At 60.9% G+C, this 21,983-nt stretch carries 12 protein-coding genes; 8 read left to right on the forward strand and 4 right to left on the reverse strand.

Annotation, left to right across the window (positions count from 1 at the left end; all coding sequences use genetic code 11):
• Positions 1-44 precede the first annotated feature (44 nt).
• The gene (locus RM192_RS02870) at positions 45-1,424 is read right to left on the reverse strand and encodes a proton-conducting transporter membrane subunit (protein ID WP_311506075.1); all 1,380 of its coding nucleotides are present in this window, start codon (positions 1,422-1,424) and stop codon (positions 45-47) included.
• A gap of 109 nt (positions 1,425-1,533) precedes the next feature.
• Here RM192_RS02870 and RM192_RS02875 point away from each other — a divergent pair, with 109 nt between their 5' ends.
• The gene (locus tag RM192_RS02875; RefSeq protein WP_311506076.1) at positions 1,534-2,418 is read left to right on the forward strand and encodes a LysR substrate-binding domain-containing protein; all 885 of its coding nucleotides are present in this window, start codon (positions 1,534-1,536) and stop codon (positions 2,416-2,418) included.
• A 500-nt stretch (positions 2,419-2,918) separates the two neighbouring features.
• Positions 2,919-3,245, forward strand: a complete 327-nt coding sequence (locus tag RM192_RS02880; RefSeq protein WP_311506077.1) for an Hpt domain-containing protein — start codon at positions 2,919-2,921, stop codon at positions 3,243-3,245.
• Between the two features lie 58 nt (positions 3,246-3,303).
• On the opposite strand, the gene RM192_RS02885 is transcribed toward RM192_RS02880, so the two are convergent.
• Positions 3,304-3,969 (reverse strand): response regulator transcription factor, encoded by a 666-nt coding sequence (locus tag RM192_RS02885; RefSeq protein ID WP_311506078.1) that lies wholly within the window; start codon positions 3,967-3,969, stop codon positions 3,304-3,306.
• Between the two features lie 155 nt (positions 3,970-4,124).
• Here RM192_RS02885 and RM192_RS02890 point away from each other — a divergent pair, with 155 nt between their 5' ends.
• The 6 genes from RM192_RS02890 (at position 4,125) to RM192_RS02915 (ending at position 16,884) form a co-directional block, all read left to right on the forward strand.
• On the forward strand, positions 4,125-5,096 hold the full coding sequence (locus tag RM192_RS02890; protein WP_311506079.1) for a hypothetical protein: 972 nt from the start codon (positions 4,125-4,127) through the stop codon (positions 5,094-5,096).
• Between the two features lie 16 nt (positions 5,097-5,112).
• A complete protein-coding gene (locus RM192_RS02895; protein WP_311506080.1) occupies positions 5,113-5,613 on the forward strand; it encodes a hypothetical protein in 501 nt (166 codons plus the stop codon).
• 68 nt (positions 5,614-5,681) lie between these two features.
• Positions 5,682-6,740 (forward strand): hypothetical protein, encoded by a 1,059-nt coding sequence (locus tag RM192_RS02900; protein ID WP_311506081.1) that lies wholly within the window; start codon positions 5,682-5,684, stop codon positions 6,738-6,740.
• 63 nt (positions 6,741-6,803) lie between these two features.
• Positions 6,804-11,864, forward strand: a complete 5,061-nt coding sequence (locus tag RM192_RS02905; protein WP_311506082.1) for a hypothetical protein — start codon at positions 6,804-6,806, stop codon at positions 11,862-11,864.
• Positions 11,865-11,937: 73 nt separating this feature from the next.
• The gene (locus tag RM192_RS02910; RefSeq protein WP_311506083.1) at positions 11,938-14,202 is read left to right on the forward strand and encodes a DUF4347 domain-containing protein; all 2,265 of its coding nucleotides are present in this window, start codon (positions 11,938-11,940) and stop codon (positions 14,200-14,202) included.
• A gap of 222 nt (positions 14,203-14,424) precedes the next feature.
• The gene (locus RM192_RS02915) at positions 14,425-16,884 is read left to right on the forward strand and encodes a PAS domain-containing protein (protein ID WP_311506084.1); all 2,460 of its coding nucleotides are present in this window, start codon (positions 14,425-14,427) and stop codon (positions 16,882-16,884) included.
• Between the two features lie 193 nt (positions 16,885-17,077).
• Here RM192_RS02915 and RM192_RS02920 read toward each other — a convergent pair whose 3' ends face one another.
• A complete protein-coding gene (locus tag RM192_RS02920; protein WP_311506085.1) occupies positions 17,078-20,338 on the reverse strand; it encodes a PAS domain S-box protein in 3,261 nt (1,086 codons plus the stop codon).
• Complete coding sequence (locus RM192_RS02925) at positions 20,335-21,762, reverse strand: sigma-54 dependent transcriptional regulator (protein WP_311506086.1); 1,428 nt, start codon at positions 21,760-21,762, stop codon at positions 20,335-20,337. The genes RM192_RS02920 and RM192_RS02925 overlap by 4 nt, the downstream gene beginning before the upstream one ends.
• Positions 21,763-21,983: the final 221 nt, after the last annotated feature.

Raw genomic sequence — 21,983 nt, forward strand, 5'->3', positions numbered from 1 at the left:
GGGCGTCCTTTGGAACAGGCTTTGAACTGAGAATGCGGGTCGGATCAGGTTGCAGGGTTGCCGGCGTGGATCAGGCGGGCAAACAGGGCCGGCGGCAGGTTGACCTTGCCGCTGGCCACCCGCTGCTGTGTCACCCATCCTGCCAGAAACAGTGAGAGGAGGCCGAACTGAGCGTAATCCGGGATCAGAGGCAGGGGGGCATTGGGCTGCCCTGCTGAGAAGAGCGCCAGCGCCACAGCATTCAGAGCGATCAGCATGATCGGCAAGACCGCGACCAGTAGCCCCAGCGGGCTGCGCGAAACAGAGCGCAGGGCAACTGTAAGTGCACAAAGCAACGCAGCGCAAGCCAGACCTATCGGGAGCAAGGCGCTTCCTTCGCGCTGTTGCATCAGGACAAGCGCACAAATCATCGTGGCGAGCGCAATGGCTGCGGGCCAAGGCTGCGGCAGGGCTTTGGCGCGGGTCGGGCCGGTGGAAACCGTGCCCGCTGAGCCCAGAAATAACCAGGCCTTGAACACTCCGTGCGCTACCATGTGCAATAGTGCCGCAGCGTAGGCACCGAGCGCCACGGTCAGCAGCATGAAGCCCATCTGCGCTACCGTTGACGCGGCCAGCGAACCTTTCACGTCATTGCGGACCAGCATGATGGCGCTGCCCAACAGCGCCGCCACGATCCCGCAGGCGAAGAGCATGAACCGTGCAGGCGCGGCAGCCTCGAGAATCGGCGCAAAGCGGATCAGCAGAAACCCGCCTGCATTGACAAAGCCGGCATGCATCAGCGCCGAAACCGGTGTCGGGGCGGCAAGTGAGCGCATTAGCCAAGTCGAAAACGGTGGCAGAGCACAGCGGGCAAGCGCTGCAACAACCAGCAGAAGTGCTGCCGGGATCAGCAGTCCGGCAGACATGGCAGGAACTGCGGCACTAATTTTGGCGATATCTGTGGACCCTGCGCCGATCGCCAGCAGCAGGACCGCTGCAACCAGCGCAAGATCGCTTGCTGCGAAGGAAAGGTTTGCGCATCTGGCGGCAGAGCGGGCTTCGGCCCACTGGCCGACGTGGCCGATCATTCCAGCCATTAACCGCCCGCTCGCCAGCCATGCTGCAACGAGCAATATGGCATCTCCGGTCAGGCCCATCAGCACAGTGGCAATGAAAAGGCCGGTGGCCATGCGCGCAAATGATCCCGCTTGCGGGTCGGCGCGCAATTGGCGGCGGGCAAAGCCCAACACCACCAGTGTCACCAGCAAGCTCAGCCCCGACAAGGCAATGCCGACGGAAGTCAGCGTGGCATGGCCGGAGATCACTGTACCTAACAGCACACTGCCAAGCCCAAGCACGGGAAGATCGGCCAGCGTGACCGGCAGACGGGCCGAATCAGGCTTTGATGCAGGTATTGCGGTTGCGGTGAGAATGGTCTGGCTCATGTCTGGCTCCACCTTGCCCCGCCGGGGGGGGCAGCGTTGCCTGTGCAGGTGCAACATGATCTATGATTTGGAAAACGAATATCTGAAATATTGAAGATTTAGATTTGAAATGATAAAGCGCCGCTTCATGGCCCCGCGCAATCTAGACATCGATCTCCTCCGCTGTTTCGTGACCATCGCCGATACCAGCAGCTTTACCCGTGCCGGCGAAAGGCTCGGTCGCACGCAGTCAGCCATTTCGCTGCAGCTAAAGCGGTTGGAGGAGCAGATTGGCCGAACGCTGGTCTTGCGCAGTCCGCGCAGTTTATCGATCACGCCTGACGGCGAGAGACTGATCGGCCATGCACGCCAAATCCTGCGGCTGCATGATGCCACTGTTGCCGAGATGTTTGAGCCCGACATTGCCGGTTCGGTGCGTGTCGGCGTGCCTGAGGATTTTGCGACCGCCCACCTGCCGACGGTGCTGGCCGCATTCGCGCAGGCGCATCCACTGGTCGAACTGGAAGTAACGTGCGATCTGACACTGAACCTGCTCGAACGGTTCCATGCGGGGCAGTTTGATCTCGCACTGGTCAAGCGGCAGCCCACGCAAGAGCAGCAGGATGGTGTGCGCGTGTGGCGCGAGCCACTTGTCTGGGTGGCGCGTGATCGGACGTCGGCGGCAGACTATACTCGCGTACCGCTGGTCGTCTCGCCTGAACCGTGCGTCTATCGCAAGCGCGCAACCGAAGCGCTCGATGCCATGGGTCGACCATGGCGTGTCGCCTACACTTCAACCAGCCTCGCCGGCAGCCTTTCGGCAGTGCGTGCCGGCCTTGGCATCACTGTTCTCCCGCTCGAGATGGTTCCATCGATCTTGACGGCAGTTGGTCCCGATGCGGGGCTGCCGCCGCTGTACGATACAGAAATCGCGTTGATCGAGGCTCCGGGGCTTTCAGACACTGCGCATCTGCTCGCCCAGCACATTATCGCCGCCTTGGAGCGAGGTACTTGAGGCTCAGTCGTCAAGACTGATCCGGGCGAACACTACAGGCCTGATGCAGCGCGACCTATCCTCGACCTGACTCGCGCAGCATGCGGGCTGCATGCGCCAGGCGCCCGAAGATCGCTACCCCACTGAATTGGCACTGATAAACGATGTGCGCCGTTACCGGGAGGATCGTCCTGTGCTCGCGCGTGGCGGCTCTACACGGTACATGGCGGGGCGGTATGTCCTGCGCAATCGGTGGGCGCTTGCGGCCAGCCGTCACGCAAACTGGCACCATCAAAGGCCGCCCGGTAAAGCAGTGCGGGGGCGGCTTGCTTGACTTTGAGCGGCGCGAGAGACTTTATGAGCTGCTGCGGGTGGTTTTTCGATCGGGTTGTCATCCAATACTCAAGGCTGATGCGCCGTATTTGCCCTGCTGCCCGAGAATGTTCCGCCGTTTGAAATCCTGCTAACCGGACCGTCGGCACCATTGAACAGAAAGCCAAGCCGTGACGCTATCGACCCTGTTGGAACCCGCACAGCACTACGATGGGCTGCTTGACGAAGAGACCATCCGCGCGATCCTGAACCTGTTCGAAACTTCGTCTCGCGATCTGGTTGAGGACACACTGGCCGCGTTGGAAAATGGGAACCGGGTGCAGGCGATGAAAGGCCTGCATTCGCTCAAAGGTGTAGCCTTAGCTGTCGGTGCGCAACGGCTGGGCGCTGAAGCCAGGCGGATCGAACAAGTGACGGCAGCGACGCCGATTGACTGTGCGAAGTTGCGTGCAGTCTATTTGGAAACCATTGAAAAAGTGCGAGAATTCCTGGGACGTTCAAGTCTGGTGCCATAGGAGGGCCAAGGACAATCCCGAAGGACGGTTGAGGCGCCGGGCAGCAATCCGGTCTGGTTTATGCGATCAAGCCAAGTTCCTTGGCCTTTATCAGCGACTGAGAGCGGTTTGTCGCTCCAAGTGCGCGATAAATGGCCGCAAGGTGACTCTTCACCGTTGCCTCGGAAATCCCGAGGTCGAATGCGATGACCTTGTTGGAATGTCCCTTTGCAAGCTGGCTGAAGACCTTGAGTTGCGCGCGCGAAAGCAGGTTCGCGGATTCGGCGGTTACAACCGCTTCCCCTTCCTGCAACGCCGAGTCAGCCGCTTTGCCCGCTCGCGGTGCAGGCTCGACCTCGCGATGTTGCAGAACGTCGCGCAGAATTTCCTCCATTTCAGATATTTTTCCCGACTTGGGCCAGAATCCCGCCGCGCCGAGTTGCAAGGCCCCGCTGCGGGTCTCTGGTTTCTCGTCCGCGGTCACGACCACGACCGGTGCATGCCGAGCAACTGAGCGGATGATTGAAACGTTCATCAATCCCTGGCCATCAGGAAGTGCGAGATCCAGAAAAATGACTTTGAACTGATCTTTATCGTCACAAGCGACCAGGGCAGAAATATTGTCGAATTCGACAACGATAATTGACGGATCCACGGCCTGAATCATCGCCTTGAGAGACATTCGGCATAGAGGGTGGTCGTCGACTACAGCAACTCTGCTTACGAGATTTGAATTTTTCGGCAAAAACCTGACCCGTTTCTTGAGTTTTTAACAAGTTCAAAAGCTAAGGGATGGTTAACCAAAGCGCCCCGACGCTCATACTTAGGGTGGAATACGTACAGTATCGCTCCAGTTCCGAGCAAATTTACCTATGTGCCACTCTCAAGAGGAGGACGGCCATGCCAAACATCATTTCAAGACCCCTAACATCTGCCCTTGCAATCGGTTTCGCAGCCCTTGCAGCAACATCTGCCCACGCCGAAGGCGTCGAGGCGGGTACGATCATCAAGAATACCGCCGAGGCAAGCTACACCAGCGGCAGCGCCACGAAAACCGTCTTGTCGAACACCGTGGAAATCAAGGTCGACGAACTGCTCGACGTTGCCGTTTCGTCACAGGGTGCGGCAATGACGTCTCAGGATACGGCGATCTTCACGTTCAAGGTGACCAACACCGGCAACGGTTCCGAAGCCTTCAATCTGGTGGCCGACCCGTCGGTGGCCGGCAACGACTACGACATGATCGTCCAGCAGATCGTTATCGACGATGGTGACGGCATTTATGACCCCACCAAGGACACCGTCCTTGCTGCCGGCACGCCAACGTCTGCGATCGCCCACGACGGCAGCGTGACGGTGTTCGTGATTGCGAAGCTTCCTGAAGGTGCTGCTGACGGCCAGACGAGCGACATCAAGCTCTCCGCCACGTCGACCACGGGCACTGGAACCACCGGCACGGTGTTTGCCGCTCAGGGCGACGGTGGCAGCGACGCGGTTGTTGGCGTCTCGACTGCGACGCAGGACGCAAGCCAGGCAATCACTGCCAGCATCGCCACACTTTCGATTGAAAAGTCCGCAACCACAAGCGACCCTTATGGCGGTTCGCAATCGATCCCTGGTGCCATCATCACCTACAAGATCGTCGCGACCATCAGCGGCAGCGGCACGGTCGATGGCGCGGCCATCTCCGATATCATTCCGACCGGCACGACGTACCAGCCGAATTCGTTGACACTTGAAAGCGCTGGTCTTTCGGATCTCGTCGATACCGATGCGGGCAAGGCCTCGAACACTGATGGCGTGGCCGTTTCGCTTGGCACCCTGGCAGCCGGCCAGACGCGTACCGTGACCTTCCAGGTCAAGATCAACTGAACAAGGGACACCTGACATGAGCATCAAGAAAGCCCTGCTGGTCGCATGCACTGCCCTTTCACTTGGTTTCGGTGCAGCGAACACCGCTTATGCCGCGATGGCCGATGGAGTCACTGCGGACCCCGTTGTCCTCAAGGGTGACGTGCTGGTCGAAAAGAAGGTCGTCGAAAACGGCGCCGAGACGATCAAGCTGGTTGAACCGGCAAGCGTCGTCCCGGGTGACCGCCTGCTTTTCCGCACACGCTACAGCAACACTGGCAAATCGGCAGTCGACGCTTTTGTCGTCACCAATCCGGTGCCGACGGCGGTAACCGTTGCTGCTCCTTCAACCGATGCGCTCGAAGTGTCGGTGGATGGCGGCAAGGCGTTTGCGCGGTTGGGTCAGCTCAGCCTGGCCGACGGCAAGGGCGGCATGCGTCGCGCCGTAGCGACCGACATCACCCACATCCGGTGGACGATCCCCCAGATCGCACCCGGCGCATCCGGATCGCTCGAATATCACGCAGTCGTGCGCTGATCGAGAGCCAGTAAGGTCGCGCCTGCCGGCCGGTTCAAGCAGGCACAACCATCTCGGGGATTATACACATGCAACGCACAGCCAAGTGGCTGGGTGCGGTGAGCGGAGCTTCGCTTGTCGCCCTCAGCATTTCGCCTGCCTACGCTGCCGGAACGGCAGCAGGTACGCAAATCACCAATACCGCGACCGTAAGCTTCAAGGTCGAGGGCCTCAGCCAGAACGCAGTTTCGGGCTCTGACACCTTCACCGTCGACCGCAAGGTCGATATCCTTGTCGCCGAAGTCGGCAACACGACCACGCAGGTCTCGCCAGGTCAGGCGCAGGCCGTCACCACGTTCGAGGTTACGAACCTGTCGAACGCCACGCTCGATGTGGCGCTGGCCGCTTCGCAGCTGACGGGTGGAACCGGTCCGCACGGCGGCACCGACAACTTCGACGTGAGCGCCGTCAAGATCTATCTCGATAACGGCGATGGCATCTTCAACGCTACGACCGACACGCTGGTCAGCTATGTCGACGAACTTGGCGCGGACCAGAAGAAGACCGTGTTCATCGTTGCGGACGTGGCACTTGACCGGGTCACGGCGGATGTCGCAGCCGTTACGCTGACCGCGACTGCTGCTGAAGGCGGCACCACCGGGACGCAAGGCGCTATTGTCGCGAAGACGACAACGGCCAACACGTCGGGCATCGACACTGTCTTTGCGGACGGTGCAGGAGCCGAGGACTCGCTCTACGACGGCAAGTATTCGGCGCGCGATGATTACACTGTGCTTGCCGCCGCGCTCAGCGTGGCCAAGACCAGCCGCATCGTTTCCGATCCCGTCAACGGGACGACCAACCCCAAGTTCATCCCGGGCGCGGTCGTGGAATATTGTATTGCGGTCACTAACGCTGCCGGAAGCGCGACGGCTGCCGATGTCGGCGTGAACGACCCCTTGCCATCGCAGATCACCTACTCGAGCACGTTCGGGGTCAAGGTTGATGGCACGGTGACCAGTGGTCTGTGCACAGCAGGGACGCTGAACGGCACCTACACTGCAGGAACGACCACTGTTTCGGGCGTGATCCCGCAAGTCTCGGCAGGCCAGACCAAGACCCTGATCTTCCAGGCAACCATCAAGTAACTCCAGCACCCGGTCCGCAATCCTTGCGGGCCGGGTCCTTTCGGATTGCAAGAAAAGATACCAATGCCTCGTCCTTCCCGCCATTTCATCTCCACCGCACTGCTGCTTCTGGCAGTGGCGCTGCTGGTCATGGTGGGAGCGGTGCGCGCGCAGGAAATTGCCAATACGGCCCGCGCAACCTACAACGTTGCCGGCGAGGCCAAGGTAAGAGCGTCAAACACGGTCAGCACGACGCGTGTAGCCAACACGGTGACCCTTTCGACATTTCATCCGACCATCGGTTCGGGATCGACTATTTCCGCCATCAAATCGCAATGTATCGCCGGCGCGCGCGCGCTGTCGCTTGGTACAGCTGGCAGCAGCCCCGCGAACGTCACGTATTCGGTCAAGCCGACCAATGCGATCCGCACCGGCGAAACGCTTGTGTTCCGCTTTTCTTCCCCTGCTGCCAATCGCAATCCTGCAGCGATCGACGTTCTCACTGCCCGCGTCATAACCGGAACGGGCGATACCGAGATGGTCACGATCTACGAGTCGACCGTAGATTCCGGCGTGTTCGTGGGCGAGATCGCCACGACGGCCGTTCCACCAGAGCCGGTCACCAACGACTGCGTGCTGAGCGTTGTCGGCGGCACAAACGTGACCATCGAGATCATCGGCGCGGCCAACGGTGGCACAATGATTTCCACTGTTCAGGTCGACGTGCTGGCCGATCCGTTCGGCTACGTCTTCGATAGCGAAACGGGCGAACCGGTCGACGGGGCGAAAGTCACGCTGATCGATGTGGCGACCGGTCAACCGGCCAAGGTCTTTGCTGCGGACGGCGTCACGACGTGGCCATCGAGCATTGTCACCGGCCAGCCCTTCCGCGACGGCGCCGGAAATCTCCAGACCCTGCCTGCCGGCGAATACCGCTTTCCGCTGGCCGCGCTCGGCAACTATCGCATCGTGATCGAGGCTCCATCGCCTTATACCGCTCCCTCCACCGCCACGCAGGACCAGCTCGCTGGCCTGACACGGCCCGACGCGACCACGCTCAAGCTCAGTGCGGCGTCTTGGGGTGCGAGCTTCGCCCTTGCCAGCGTTGAGCCTGTCGAGATCGACGTGCCGCTAGACCGCCCGTCGGTAGCGGTCAGCCTCACCAAGACGGCCTCGCGCGCCAGCGCCGCCCCTGGCGATGCGGTCATCTATGCCATCGAAGCCCGCAACACCGATACAGGGCGGGCAAAACGCAACATTGTCCTCACCGACAAGCCTTCGCCCTGGCTGCGTCTTCGCCCGGACTCGATCCGGGTGGATGGCAAGGCTGCCCCTGATGCTGTGACTATCGCAGCAGACGGCCGTACACTGACAGTCCGTATCGGCACGCTCGCACCGGCAGCGGTTCGCATCGTGACTTATGCCATGACCGTGCGGCCCGATGCGCCCGCCGGCACGGCTGAGAACCGCGTTGATGCAATCGATGCACGTGGCAACCGATCGGTTGCTGGCGCCGCAATCCGCATCGAGGAAGAGGGTATCGCCGGACGGATGACGCTGATCGGGCGAGTTTCTGCAGGCGAATGCAGCGTCGATGGCTCGCGCCCCGGCGTCCCAGGTGTGCGCGTTGCGCTAGAGGATGGCAGCTTCGCGGTTACCGATGCCGATGGCCGTTACCATTTCGAAGGTCTGGTCCCCGGAACCCATGTCGTGCAGGCGCAGGAGCAGACCTTGCCCGAAGGCGCGCACTTTACCGATTGCGCGCGCAACAGCCGCAGTGCCGGAAAGGCGAACAGCCGATTTGTCACCGGGCAGGGTGGAACCCTGGCTGTGGCGGACTTTTCGGTCATTCCAGGCGCGCAGGGACTGTTTGCCGTGCAGTCAAAGCCCAAGCCGGGTTCGGACAACGATGACGCTGCTCTGGCTGCCGGCGACCGCGACTGGATCGCGCAGGGCGATGGCGAGAATGGTTTCCTGTTCCCTACCGCCACGCACAACCCCCGCGCGCCAGCCGTCCGCGCAGTGATCCGTCACCGCAAGGGCCAGAGCGTCGAACTCCTTGCCAATGGCAAACCGGTCGACAAGGTCGCCATGGAGGGCACAACTGTATCGCCTGATCACCGGTTTGCAGTATCGATCTGGCGCGGCATTCCGCTGCCGGATGGCGATGCCCATCTTGTGGCCGTCATTCGCAACGCAGACGGGGCCATCGCCAGCAAGGACGAACGCGTCGTCCATTTTGCCAACCAGGCAGCGCGGGTCGAGATCGACCTGAACCGCTCGCGGCTGGTCGCAGATGGCCGCACGCGTCCCGTTCTGGCCCTGCGCGTGCTCGATCGGAATGGTCGTCCCGTGCATGACGGCGTCTCGGGCGAGCTGTCGATCAATGCGCCTTATGAAAGCGCTGAGGCACTGGCACGCTTGCAAAGCAACCAGCTTTCGGGCGGAGCCGCCGTTACCCCGACGTGGCATGTCAAAGGCGACGAGGGCTTGGCTCTGGTCGAACTTGCGCCGACGATGGTTTCGGGATCGCTGCGCACGACTTTCAAATTCGTCGAGGGCGAACAGAAGCGTCAGCAGCAGCTCGAGGCGTGGATCGTTCCGGGTGACCAGAAGTGGACTCTCGTCGGACTGGCTGAAGCCACGGCAGGCGCGCGTTCCGTGGCGGACCAGATGCAGGCCGGTTCCAGCTTCGACAGTGATCTTGGCAAGGATGCGCGTGTGGCGTTCTATGCCAAGGGCCGCGTTCTCGGACGTTTCCTGCTGACCGCTGCCTACGACAGCGCCAAGCAGAAGAACCAGCAGGTGCTGCTCGGCGCGATCGATCCGCAGGCATATTATACTGTGTTTGCAGACGGATCGAGCCGTCAGTTCGATGCTGCCAGCCGCGAAAAGCTGTATATCCGCATTGAGGCCAAGGCCTTTTACGCGATCTACGGCGATATCGTGACGGGCTTCGACCAGACCCAGCTCGCCCGGTATCAGCGCACGATGACGGGCATCAAGGTTGAAGGCAGCCAGGGCAAGATTCACGCTCAGGGCTTTGTCGCCCGGGTCGGTTCCGGGCTGCGCCGCGACGAAATTCAGGGCAACGGCCTGACCGGCCCCTACAGCTTGTCCAACCGCGCATACGTTCCCGCATCAGAAACCGTGGTGCTCGAAACTCGCGATCGCGCACGGTCGGAAGTGATTATCTCGAGCCGTACGCTCGCGCGCTATGTCGACTACGACATCGACCCGTTGACCGCGACGATCACGTTAAGGCAGCCGGTGTTGAGCCGTGATGCCGATCTCAATCCGCAGTTCATTGTCATCACCTATGAGATTTCCGGCACTGCTGGAGGTGAGATAACCGCCGGTGCCCGCGCGGATGCCACGCTCGCAGAGGGCACCGTGCGCGTGGGTGGCAGCGTGATTTCGGAAAAGGACGCGACCGCAAATTCCGCGCGCAAGACGCTGGCTGGAGCGGATCTGCGCATTCGTCCCGATGCTGCGACCGAAATTCGGGCCGAAGCTGCAGTCTCGCACGCCGAAGGCGCCGGTGAGGCAGCCTCCTGGCTCATTGAAGCTGAGCGACATGATGGCAAGGTCGACCTGCTGGTCTATGCGCGGTCGATTGGCCGGGAGTTCGGCCTCAACCAGCAGAACATGGCCGAGCGCGGCCGCCGCAAGGTCGGTTTCGACGGTCGTTATGCCGTGAACGAAGACCTATCGGTGATTGCGCGGGCATGGATGGACGATGAACTGGGCGGCCAAGCCCACCGTCGCGCCATGGAACTGCAAGGCACGCTCAAGCTTGACGATACAGATCTGGGACTTGGCATCACGCATTACTCCGATCATCTCTCCGACGGCTCTGACACGGCGTCCACAGTGCTGGAAGGCAATGTGACGCGCCGTTTGCTGGACAGCCGGCTCGAGCTTTCGGCAACCGGGAGCGTGGCAATCGGCCAAACCGGCTCAGTGGACCTGCCTACGCGCCAGCGGATCGGTGCAGCCTACCGCATCGGCAACTTCGCGCGCCTGCTCGCCACATATGAGCTTGCCAAAGGCGAGGCCATCGACGCCCGGTCGCTACGCGCCGGCTTCGAACTCACGCCTTGGCGCGGAGCACGCCTGACGTCGGCACTTGGAAGCCAGTCGATTGCAGAATTCGGCAAGCGCACGTTCGCCAATTTCGGCATCGGGCAGTCGGTTGAGGTGGCCAAGGGGCTCACCGTGGATGCAACACTCGACGGTGCACGCACTCTGGGAGGTGTGGACGTCACGCGGATCATCAATCCCGACCAGCCCGTCCAGAACGGCGGCCAGATCGGTGCCAAGGGACTGGTAGAGGACTTCACGGCTGCAACCATCGGCGGCGTGCTTCGGCGTGACCTTTGGTCCGTCGCTCTGCGCGGGGAAATCCGCGATGGAGAGTGGGCTGACCGCCGCGGCGTCACTTTCGGCGCCGTCCGCCAGCTCGGCGATGGCGTCGTGGTCGGATCGGGCTTCAGCTGGACCCGGGCAACGGGAAGTGGCGCCAGCAGCACCATTTTTGACGGCTCGCTGGCTGCAGCCTATCGTCCCGCCACGTCCGAACTTGCCAACCTTGCCAGACTTTCCTACCGATCCGACCGGGTCATCGGCGCAGTTGCAGGCGCGGCCAGCGCTCTGGGCAACAGTGTCTTCACGATTGACGGCGATGCCCTCGCTCGCCGCGTCCTGGCCAGCGTCTCGCTGAACTGGACTCCGCGTGACAAGGTTGCCTTGCGCGATTCAGATGACCGGCATGAGTGGCTCCAGCGCTCGGAGTTCGAACTGTTCCTCGGCGCGCGCTACAATTTCGACCGGCTTGTCGGCTACGATCTTTCGAGTGTCACGCTGCTCGGCGGCTTCGATGCGCGGATCGGCATTGGCGAACGCTTCGAAATCGGTGGACGCGCCACGGTCCGTGCATCGCTTTCCGAAGGGGCAACCGCTTACGCCTACGGTCCGAGCCTGGGCATCGTACCGACTGACGATGTGCTGCTGACCATTGGCTACAATGTTTCCGGTTTTGACGACCGCGATTTTTCCGAAGCCCGGTTTACGCGCCGCGGTGTGTTTGTATCAGGCAAGATCAAGTTCGATGCCAACAGTCTCGATTTCCTAGGGTTGCGATAAGAAGATGACTTTGGGAAGCTCCTCCTCCGGCTTTGGTCAGGCGCGCCTTGCATGGCGCGCGGTTGCGACGGTCTTGCTGGCCGTTGCGACGGCGCTCCTGACCTGGCACTTCACGGCTGCCCTACCCGGCACCGAACCGGCGAAGTTCATTGCACCAATTCGGGCAGAGTCCAGCCAGACGGTTTCGCGTGCCCCGTTGCAATTGACCCGGAATTCCGCGGCTAGCCTTGCCTCTTCAGGCAAAATCGAAGTGGTCTTGCTCGACAGGTCTCTGCACGAGCTTGCTCCGGCCCTGCGTCGCCAGGGACGGGAAGTCGTCGAATTCGGCGGCGCCAATGCACTTGACCAGATTGCAACTCTTCTGGAGCGCCGGCGGGACATTGTAACGTTGCACCTGATAAGCCACGGCGAGACCGGCAAGCTCAAACTTGACGGCATTCCGCTGGACAGCACCGTGATCGAAACCCGTTATGCTGGAGCGCTCGCCCGCATCGGTCGCAGCCTTGCTCCGCATGGCGAAATCCTCATCTATGGCTGCGACATTGCATCCAGCGCGCAAGGGCGTGCGTTGGCGGCAACAATTGCGCGATTGACGGGGAGCACAGTCGCAGCATCGGAAAATCCCACCGGCGCCCAGGCGCTGCATGGCGACTGGAATCTGGAATTCGCCACTGGCGCAGTCCGTAGTCGGCCACTGGCAATGCCCGAATGGGCCGGTCAACTCTGGACCAACGAGCTATATGAAGGCGGTTGGTTCGGCGATAGCAACGTGCCGACAGGAGCGACCGGTCCCCATGCCAAGGCGGGTCAGACCGGTTCCGGGCGTTTCACGACGATGGGCGACAATACCGGCGGATCCGGCTCGACTTTCAGTGTCGTCAGCCTTTCATGCTGCACAGCGCAGAAGATTACCAAGGCCACGGCATTCACTACGCCAACATCCTACGCGACGGCCGTTTCGAACAATTTTTACTTCTATAGCAACGTTGTCGTCGGTGGCACCAATGGCGCTGCGCTGACGAAATTCCAGTACAATCAGGTGCCGACTGGTTCCGGGGGAACCTCCGGCGCGCAGATGCAACTCGCGCTCTACGACAGCGTTACCGCGGCCCTGACTCCGATCAGCTCGGCGTTGACCGCGACCGGATCCACCGTGAGTATCCAAGTCGCGCTGACCCCAGTACCGATGGTGGCTGGCCGACGTTACGAAGTGCGGTTCTATTTCTGGAATTGTTCGACCTGCTACACGGACAACCCGCAGCTTTGGACCAAGGCCAACGAAGCGCCAACGGCCACGGCCGAATCCTATGCCACAAGTTTTAACACGGCGGTTTCGGGCAATGTCCTGACCAACGACACCGATCCAGAAAGTCAGGCTCTTACAGTGAGCCTGGTGAATGGCGCAGCATATACGTCGGGCTCGAATATTGCGCTGACGAACGGCACGCTCAACATTTCGAGCAACGGTGCATTCACATTCACGCCACGTTCCGGGTTCTATGGCGCGCAGACGTTCACCTACACGGCCAGCGATGGATTTGGCGGCACATCGACCGCAACGGTCACAATTGCCATCAATCAGGCTGATCTGTCGCTGACCAAGACAGTGAACAATGCCACGCCGTTCCAAGGCGGTGCCGTTGCCTACACGCTGACAGTCACCAGCAACGCATCATCCACCGTCACGGCAACGGGGATCACCGTTCTGGACGCGCTGCCATCCGGTTTCACCTTCGCATCCGCCACAGGGACCGGCACCTATTCCAGCGCGACTGGTGTCTGGACCGTGGGTTCTCTCGCTCCAGGGGCGAGTGCGACGATGACAATCAGCGGCACAGCATCGGGCGCGAAAGGCGCAACGATCACCAACATTGCACAGATTACCGCAAGTTCGGCTGTCGATCCCGATTCCACGGTGAACAACGCGGTGACAACCGAAGATGATTACGCGGCGGTTTCGTATACCATTATTAATCCGGCGATTACGATAACCAAGATGAGCACCGTCGTAGCAGATGGGGTAAACTCCAGCGATTTCAAAGCCATACCAGGTGCAACGGTGCAATATTGCGTACTCGTCACCAATACCGGAAATACAGCGCAAACTTCAGTGACCGTCGGCGATCCGCTGCCTTCGTCGCTGACGTATATTACAGGCTCAATGAAATCTGGCACCAGCTGCTTGGGCGCCACGACTGCCGAAGATGACAATGCTACCGGCACCGATGAGGCCGATCCGTTCGGAATCTCGATCAGCGGCACCACTATCACCGGCAGCGGCGGCACGCTGGCCGCAGGAGCGAGCTTTGCAATGGTTTACAGGACCCGACTGAACTGAGCACCTGACGCGGCATTCGAAACCATCAAATGACCGCGAAGGATCACGCGGCAGACCAACATGCAACGCGCTTGCAATAACGTGAGTTTGCCGCCTAACATCAAACCCCTGACGAGGCCCAAACTCGGATAATTTCCGTCGCGCGTTGTCCCTATTGTTCTGGCGATGGTCAGACCAGCTCCAGTCGCAGGTTCCATCTGACCACATGTTATGGACACATTGATGCCAACCGATATTGATCCTTCCAGCGAGAACCTGCGCCTGGCCGCGCTCCGCAGACATGCTGTTCTCGATACGCCAGCCGAAGATCGGTTCGATCGGATCGCCCAGTTGGCGAAGGCGTATTTTCGGACTCCGATCGCGCTCGTATCGTTGATCGACGAGGACCGGCAGTGGTTCAAGGCCTGCATCGGTCTGCCCGTTCGCGAAACCTTGCGCGAATGGGCGTTTTGCGATCATGCGATCAGAAACGGTCCGCATTCGATTTTGGTCGTGGAAGACGCAGCGGCTGATGCGAGGTTTTCCAGCAATCCGCTTGTCACTGGGGATCCTTTAATCCGGTTTTACGCCGGTGCCGTCTTGACCACCGCAGACGGGCAGAACCTGGGAACCTTGTGCGTCATCGATGCCGCGCCGCGACCGCGCCCCAGCGAGGCCGATCTGGATTTTCTGGCAACTCTTGCGAAATTGGTCGTCGATCAACTTGAACTTTCGAAAGCGCGGGCGATCCTTGATGAGCAACAACGCCTGCTGAAAAACGCCGAAGCGATGTCCGGTGTCGGCCATTGGCGTTTTGACCTGCTCTCTCAAGTCGTGACCTGGTCGGATGAAGTCTACCGAATTCATGGATTTCCGGTACGCGACCATGTTCCTAGCTATGCAGATATCCAGCGATTGTATCACGAAGATGATCGCGCAACGCTGACAAAGGCGGTGGATCGGGCGGTCGAATTGGGTGAGGGCTACTCGTTAGGACTGCGCATCCGGCGCCCCGATGGTTCGGTCAGGCACACCTTGGCCAGGGCAGAATGCGTTTTTGACCCTGCCGGCAAGACAACGTCCATTTTCGGTGTTTTTCAGGACGTGACGTCCCATCATCTGGCCGCCGCGGCGCTTGCTGAAAGCGAGGAGCATTACCGCCTGCTGGCCGACAATGTGAGGGACGTCATCGCACTCTACGGGGCCGATGGCGTACTTCGTTATATCTCACCATCAGTGACCAATCTGCTTGGCTATTTGCCCAGCGAATTGCTTGGAAAGACCCCGTATTTCTTTATCCATGAAGATGATCATCGGCGAGTGGCGGAAGCCTTCGAAACCGCTGCCAAAGCCGGAACCGACGCGACGGTTGTGTATCGTGCGCTGACGAAAACGGGCGCGGTCCGCTGGCTGGAAGCGAAACCAAGGTTTCGCCGCGATGACGCTGGCCGTATCGTTGAAATATCAGATTCGGTTCGTGACGTTACCGACCGTCATTTCCGCGAGGCAGCGCTGCACCAGGCTCGGCTCGATGCCGACACGGCGAGCAAGGCCAAGGCGACCTTCCTTGCCAACATGAGCCACGAAATTCGCACTCCGATGAACGGTGTCCTCGGCTTTGCTGAACTGCTTGCCGGTACCCCAATGGATGAAGAACAGCGGAGGTATGTCGGGCACATTGCCGATTCCGGTCGATCGATGATGCGGTTGTTGAACGATATCCTCGACATTTCGAAGATCGAAGCTGGCCAGATGCAGCTGGCGCATGAAACAGTCGATATCGGCCACAAGTTGCGCGGCATTGTCCAGTTGATGGAACCTGCCGCTGCTGCGAAGGGCATTGCAGTTGCCGTTCAGGTCCACGAAAACGTGCCCAGCACGATCATGGGGGATGCATTCAGGCTGCGTCAGGTGTTGTTGAACCTGACTGGAAATGCCGTGAAATTCACCCAGTACGGTGAGGTAAGGCTGACCGCGTCGATCGATGGAGAGGGTCCGTCGAAACAGCTTCGGATTGATGTCAGCGATACGGGCATCGGTATTGCTGCGGACAGGTTGGATGCCATCTTTGAAACATTCAGTCAGGCCGACGTCTCAATTGCCCGAAAGTTTGGCGGGACCGGGCTGGGGCTGTCGATCAGCAAGCAGCTTGTCAGCCTCATGGGCGGACATTTGCGGGTTGCCAGCGAGCCGGGCCGTGGCGCTGTCTTCTCGATGCTATTGCCGCTCCAGTTGGCCGATGCAGATCCTCGCGCGTCAGCGCATGTTGGCACCGTTCCCCGCGAACAAGACGCAGCCGACGCCACGCCACGCGCCAGAATACTTCTGGCAGAGGATCACCTGATCAATCAGGAACTGATGAGAGGCCTTGCAAGGAAGCTCGGGTTTGTGATCGCGATCGCCTCAACCGGTGCGGAGGCCATAAGCATGGCGGAAGAAGCCGCTGCGACCGGTACGATGTATGATCTTGTTCTGATGGACGTTCAGATGCCGGAGATTGATGGCCTCGACGCAACCCGCCGCCTGCGATCTGCTGGATTTTCGCCTGCGCGCCTGCCGATCGTGGCGTTGACGGCCAACGCCTATCCCGAAGACATTGCTGCCTGCCTGGACGCCGGTATGCAAGGGCACCTTTGCAAGCCCGTGCGCGTGCGTGAACTCGAGGAAGTCATTGCGCGCTATGCCAGAGCAGAACCAGGATGAGCGGCTGTAGCGACGGGGGGACATAGCCACGGCCTGTTCGCTGCGCCAACGCGGATTATCGAGGATCGTTGATGCGCGCGCTCACGCTCTCTCTGAAATTTCCATGCCGGTGCACTCCAACATCCGGTGGTGGACGTTGGCGTCGGACATGGGTCAGATCACGACGGCGCGCGCCAGCCGGAAATTGAGGCGCCTACTGCCGAGTAGGGAGGCTGGCCGGGTTCAAGCTGGCGATGCGCGCAAGTTCGGCCGCGATCTCGGCGCTGCGCACGGGCTTGACCAGGTGCCCTTGCATCCCGGCCGCGAGGCAGTCGTCGATGCTTTCCTGATAGCCGTTCGCGGTTACGGCAACGATCGGGAGCATCGAGGGGGTGATGCCGCTTTGCCGCAGCAAACGGGTGGCGGTCATGCCGTCCATGCCCGGCATCTGGATGTCCATCAGAACCGCGGCGAAGGGCTGGTTCGCGGCGATGGCCTCGCGGACCATGGCAATCGCTTCCTCGCCAGTCTGCGCCAGAGCGACCTTATGGCCCAGCTTCTCCAGCATGGCTGTCACGATCATCTGGTTGGTGCGGCCGTCCTCGGCCACCAGCAGGCGCATTGGCGCAAGCGGTTGCGACGCGGCGAGCAGGGCTGGCAATCGTGCCGACACGGTGGTCGCGTCTGGCAGGTTCAGCCTGATCCGCAGCACCAGCGTGGTCCCGACACCGGGCGTGCTGCTGAGGGTCAAGGTTCCGCCCATGGCCTCGGCGATGCGGCGCGAGATCGGCAGGCCCAGCCCCGTGCCGCCATACCCGCTGGCAATGTCTGCATCGGCTTGCATGAAGTCCTCGAAGACCTTTGTCTGATATACTTGCGCGATGCCGATTCCGGTATCTTCCACCGAGACGACCAACTCGTCGCTCTCGACTTTCGCGGACAGACGGATTTCACCTGCCTTGGTGAACTTGACTGCATTGCCGATCAGGTTGGCGAGAATCTGGCGAAGCCGCAGGCTGTCACCCAGGATACTACGCGGCACATCGGGCGCGATGGAAAGGTTGAGGGCAAGGCCCTTGCCGACCGCGCTGGCGGTCATCAGGCTCAACGAATCCGTGAGGCAATCGTGCAGATCGAAAGGCTCGACCGAGAGTTGCAGCCGCCCGGAGTCGATCTTGGCGATGTCCAGAATGTCGTTGAGCAGCTTCATCATGGTCGCGCCGGATTCCGAGATCAGCCGGACATAGTTGCGGCTGGTATCGTCAAGGCTGTGATCCAGCAGCAGCTCTGCCAGACCGATGACCCCGTTCATCGGCGTGCGGATCTCGTGACTGAGGTTGGCGAGGAACTCGCTCTTCGTCGCGGCTGCCTGTTCGGCGCGGTGGCGGGCCTCGATCAGATCGACTTCGAGAAGCTTGCGCGCCGTTATGTCCCGCACCGAGGCGACAATCTCGAATGGTTCGCCCTTGCGGTTTCTCAGCAACCGGCAATTGGCTTCGAGCCAGAGGTAATCCGTATTCGACGTTGCGGGCAGGGACCGGTATGCGACGCTCAGCAGGTCTACAGTTCCCTGCATGAGCTGGCCGAAACATTCGCGGACATCGTCGATATCTTCGGGATGAATGCGGATCAGGACTGGCATGCCGACGATGGCGTGGGGATCGTGGCCCAGCACCTCGCGCACCGAAGGCGTGACGTAAAGGCACCGGCCGTCCAGCCCGATCCTGAAGACCATGTCGTTGATGTTCTCGGTGACCAGCCGCAGCTCGCGCGTGCGCTTTGCCAGTTCGAGGTCGCTGGCCTTGCGCTGCGTAACGTCGGTCACCGCCGCGATGTAACCGTTGATCCGGGAGCCGCTTTCAAATTCGCCTGTTGCAGTGAATGTCAGCCACCGTTTGACGCCGGCCTGATCGCAGTAGTTGACCTCGTTGTCGAATACGGCGCCGGGTGTCATCAGCGAGCGATTGATCTGGTTGGTCAGTTGGGCGTTGTCCAGACCAAGCACTTCGCCCCAAGGTTTGCCGATGATCGTGGCAGCAGGTGTCATCATCAGCAGTTCGATGCGTTGGTTGACATATGTGATCAGGCCCTCGCGATCGCAGCGCAGGATCCCGATCGGAGACGTATCGCATAGCTGGCGAAACCGCTGCTCGCTGGCTTCCAGCGCTGTCATGTACCGCCATTGATCGGATACATCACGTATGCTGCCGGTGGTCCCTTCAACCGTTCCGTCGGGCGCACGGATCATGCGAAGGCTGATGTCTGCCTCGCGCGTTTCGCCATCGCGGCGGACATAGCTGCGGTGGACCCGCAACTCGTCGGCATCTGCGCCGTCCGGCTGGCTGGAATTGGCTCGCCTGCCAACAAGATCGCTCAGATCGAGCACCGCGGCATCCGTGCCCTGTAGCGTTTCCGCCACTGCGAAGCCGGTCATCGCCTCCCACGCCGGATTGAGAAAGGTGAGCCGTCCCGTAGCATCGGTGCGGAACACGACTTCCTGCATGTTGTGGAGAATCTGGGAGGTGAAAGTGAGGGTTTGCGCCAGCTCCTTTTCGAGGCGGCGGCGTGCTTCCATCGAAGCCGCGATCGGCAGGATGCAGCCGTAGCAGCACAGATAGGCGACATCGAGATAGAAATATCGGCTCGCGGCAGGTATCGCCAGCACGTCAGCCGGGCCATTCCCGTTGGCAACCGCCACAGTGGCGATCAACAATGAGAACAGATGCGCCGCAGCGGTATCGCGGATCCCCAGCGACAAACTGACCCAGACCAGCGCTGGACAGACGAAGAATATATAGGTGTGGCCTTCGCTGAGAAAGACAGCGGCGGTGAGAGCGCCGACTGCGGCGAAACCGGCCACTCTCTTGCGCGAGAACAGGTTGGGCAATTGCAGAGACCTGTCTCCAAGTGCGCCCAGAAAGATCGGGGTGGCGGTAACGATGCCAAAGGCATTAGGCAGGATCCATTGGAGCGCATGGACTTGCACAAAAGCCCAGAGACTGGTGCCTGCCCCGGCTGCTGTCAGCGCCGGCAGGGTTCCGTCCAGCGACAGCATCACCACGCCGAACATCAGGCTGAATACCGGCGCAATCACAAGGGCCACGACAGCTAGCTTGATCACGGCGTCAGGCCTTGTCAGGTCTAGACCGTCCGGCGCCAGCTTTTTGAGTACTGCAGCACCGATCATTGCCTGCATACCCGCCAACACCGAAGCCGCAGCCGCGTTAGTCGAGGTGATGCCGCCGATCATGAGGCCGATCATCGCGGCCAAAACCATGCGCGCAGTCTGGTACCACTGCCCGGGTCGCTCCAGCGCGAACACGGCCGCGAGCATGATCGAAGGGACGAGAAAGACCGTCAACGCGCCGGAATGGCGGCGGATGAAATGCGCTTCGAACACGGCCAACAGAACGATGATGCCATCACGAGCCCATAGCATCCGGTTCGGTGAAAGATGGCCGGAAGCGAAGGTCATGCAACATCGCCGCTCGACGCCCATCGCTCTCGCTTGCGATAGAGGGTCGATGCGCTCACGCCCAGCATCTTTGCAGCGGCGGGCAAGCTGCCGGCGGCATCCTCGATGGCGCGGGCGATGACGAGCCGCTCGATCGCATCGAGCGTCATGCCGCGAAAGGCTGCTGCGACGTCTGTCTGCGGAGCCTCGGCGCCGCGAGGTGCTTCGACAGGAAGGGGTGCCGCCGCAAGAGGCGCTGCCGCCAGGGATGGCGCGGTGGGAAGGGCTGACAGCGGCAGATCAGGGCCATCCCAGAGCACCGCTGCCCGCCGCAGCACATTCTGCAGTTCGCGCACGTTGCCGGGCCAGCGATAGGCCATCAGTGCTGCGAGTTGGGCTTGGCCCAGCGGCGCGAACTGCTTACCTTCCTCGCGGGCGAAGCGCTGCAGGAACGTTTCCGCCAGTTCTGCGATGTCGTTTCCGCGCTCGCGCAGCGGCGGCATGTGCACGGGCACGACGGCGAGGCGGTAATAGAGGTCCTCACGAAAGCGCCCCTCGGCCACTTCGCGCAAGGGATCGCGGTTGGTGGCGCAGACAATGCGCACGTCAACGTCATCAACCCGGCTGGTGCCGACGCGCTGGACCGTTCCGGTCTGCAGAAAGCGCAGCAGTTTCACTTGCAGCGGCAGGGCCATCTCGCACACCTCGTCGAGGAAAAGCGTGCCCTTGTGCGCCGCCTGGACGGCACCGATGCGATCACTGACCGCGCCGGTGAACGAGCCCTTCACGTGCCCGAACAGCTCGGATTCGAGCAGGTTTTCGGGGATGGCACCACAGTTGATGGCAATGAATGCGCCGTCACGGCGCCCGGATTCGCGGTGAATGCTGTCGGCGCAGACTTCCTTGCCGGTTCCGCTTTCGCCAGTAATCAGGACCGTCGCCCGGCTACGCGCGATGCAACCAATCTGCCGGTATACTTCGCGCATGGCACCGCAGTTGCCGACAAAGCCGCCGGGAGTCGCCGCTGGTGCAAGAGGATCGGCAGGTTGAACGGGGGCATCGGCGCGTATCGTCGGGCCGGCCTCGACGGCGCTGGCGACCACCGCGATGAGCCGCTTGGCCGCCAGAGGCTTGACCAGAAAGTCGTAGGCACCAAGCCGCATGGCGTCGATGGCACGCGATAGCGAGCCGTCGGCGGTTACCACGATGACAGGCTGCTTCGCCAGCAGATCAGCGTTGGTCCGCAGCAGTTCCAGCCCGTCGATATCGGGAAGCTGCAGATCCAGCAGCAAGGCGCTGAATGCCTCTCCCTCCGCCAGAGCGCGCAGCACTGCTGCCCCAGTATCGACCACAACCGCTTCATAGCCCGCCTTTTCGAGATGACCTGAATACATCAGGGCAAGCGCAGGAATGTCTTCGACGATCAGGATGCGTTTGCGAGTCATGGGCCGTACCAGGGTTTGAAGATGTCCGACGCTTGGAAGCAGGATGCGTGCCAAATCCCGAAAGGTATGAACGGGCGCATAAGGGCCTTTACGTATCACTCGATTTGCATTCTGCGCATGGAAATCTTCGCAAAATGCTAATTTCCGCCGATGCAAAATGCGAAAATGCAGTCATTGCAAAACGGGAATTGGATCGCATTCGTTCAAACCCGCGCATTTCC

The sequence above is a fragment of the Novosphingobium sp. MMS21-SN21R genome (assembly GCF_031846015.1).
Lineage (GTDB): Bacteria > Pseudomonadota > Alphaproteobacteria > Sphingomonadales > Sphingomonadaceae > Novosphingobium.

Excerpts from the sequence above, each read along its gene's own strand:
- RM192_RS02870 (WP_311506075.1), bottom strand. The coding sequence starts at position 1,424 with ATGAGCCAGACCATTCTCACCGCAACCGCAATACCTGCATCAAAGCCT.
- RM192_RS02875 (WP_311506076.1), top strand. The coding sequence starts at position 1,534 with ATGATAAAGCGCCGCTTCATGGCCCCGCGCAATCTAGACATCGATCTC.
- RM192_RS02890 (WP_311506079.1), top strand. The coding sequence starts at position 4,125 with ATGCCAAACATCATTTCAAGACCCCTAACATCTGCCCTTGCAATCGGT.
- RM192_RS02895 (WP_311506080.1), top strand. The coding sequence starts at position 5,113 with ATGAGCATCAAGAAAGCCCTGCTGGTCGCATGCACTGCCCTTTCACTT.
- RM192_RS02900 (WP_311506081.1), top strand. The coding sequence starts at position 5,682 with ATGCAACGCACAGCCAAGTGGCTGGGTGCGGTGAGCGGAGCTTCGCTT.
- RM192_RS02905 (WP_311506082.1), top strand. The coding sequence starts at position 6,804 with ATGCCTCGTCCTTCCCGCCATTTCATCTCCACCGCACTGCTGCTTCTG.
- RM192_RS02915 (WP_311506084.1), top strand. The coding sequence starts at position 14,425 with ATGCCAACCGATATTGATCCTTCCAGCGAGAACCTGCGCCTGGCCGCG.
- RM192_RS02920 (WP_311506085.1), bottom strand. The coding sequence starts at position 20,338 with ATGACCTTCGCTTCCGGCCATCTTTCACCGAACCGGATGCTATGGGCT.
- RM192_RS02925 (WP_311506086.1), bottom strand. The coding sequence starts at position 21,762 with ATGACTCGCAAACGCATCCTGATCGTCGAAGACATTCCTGCGCTTGCC.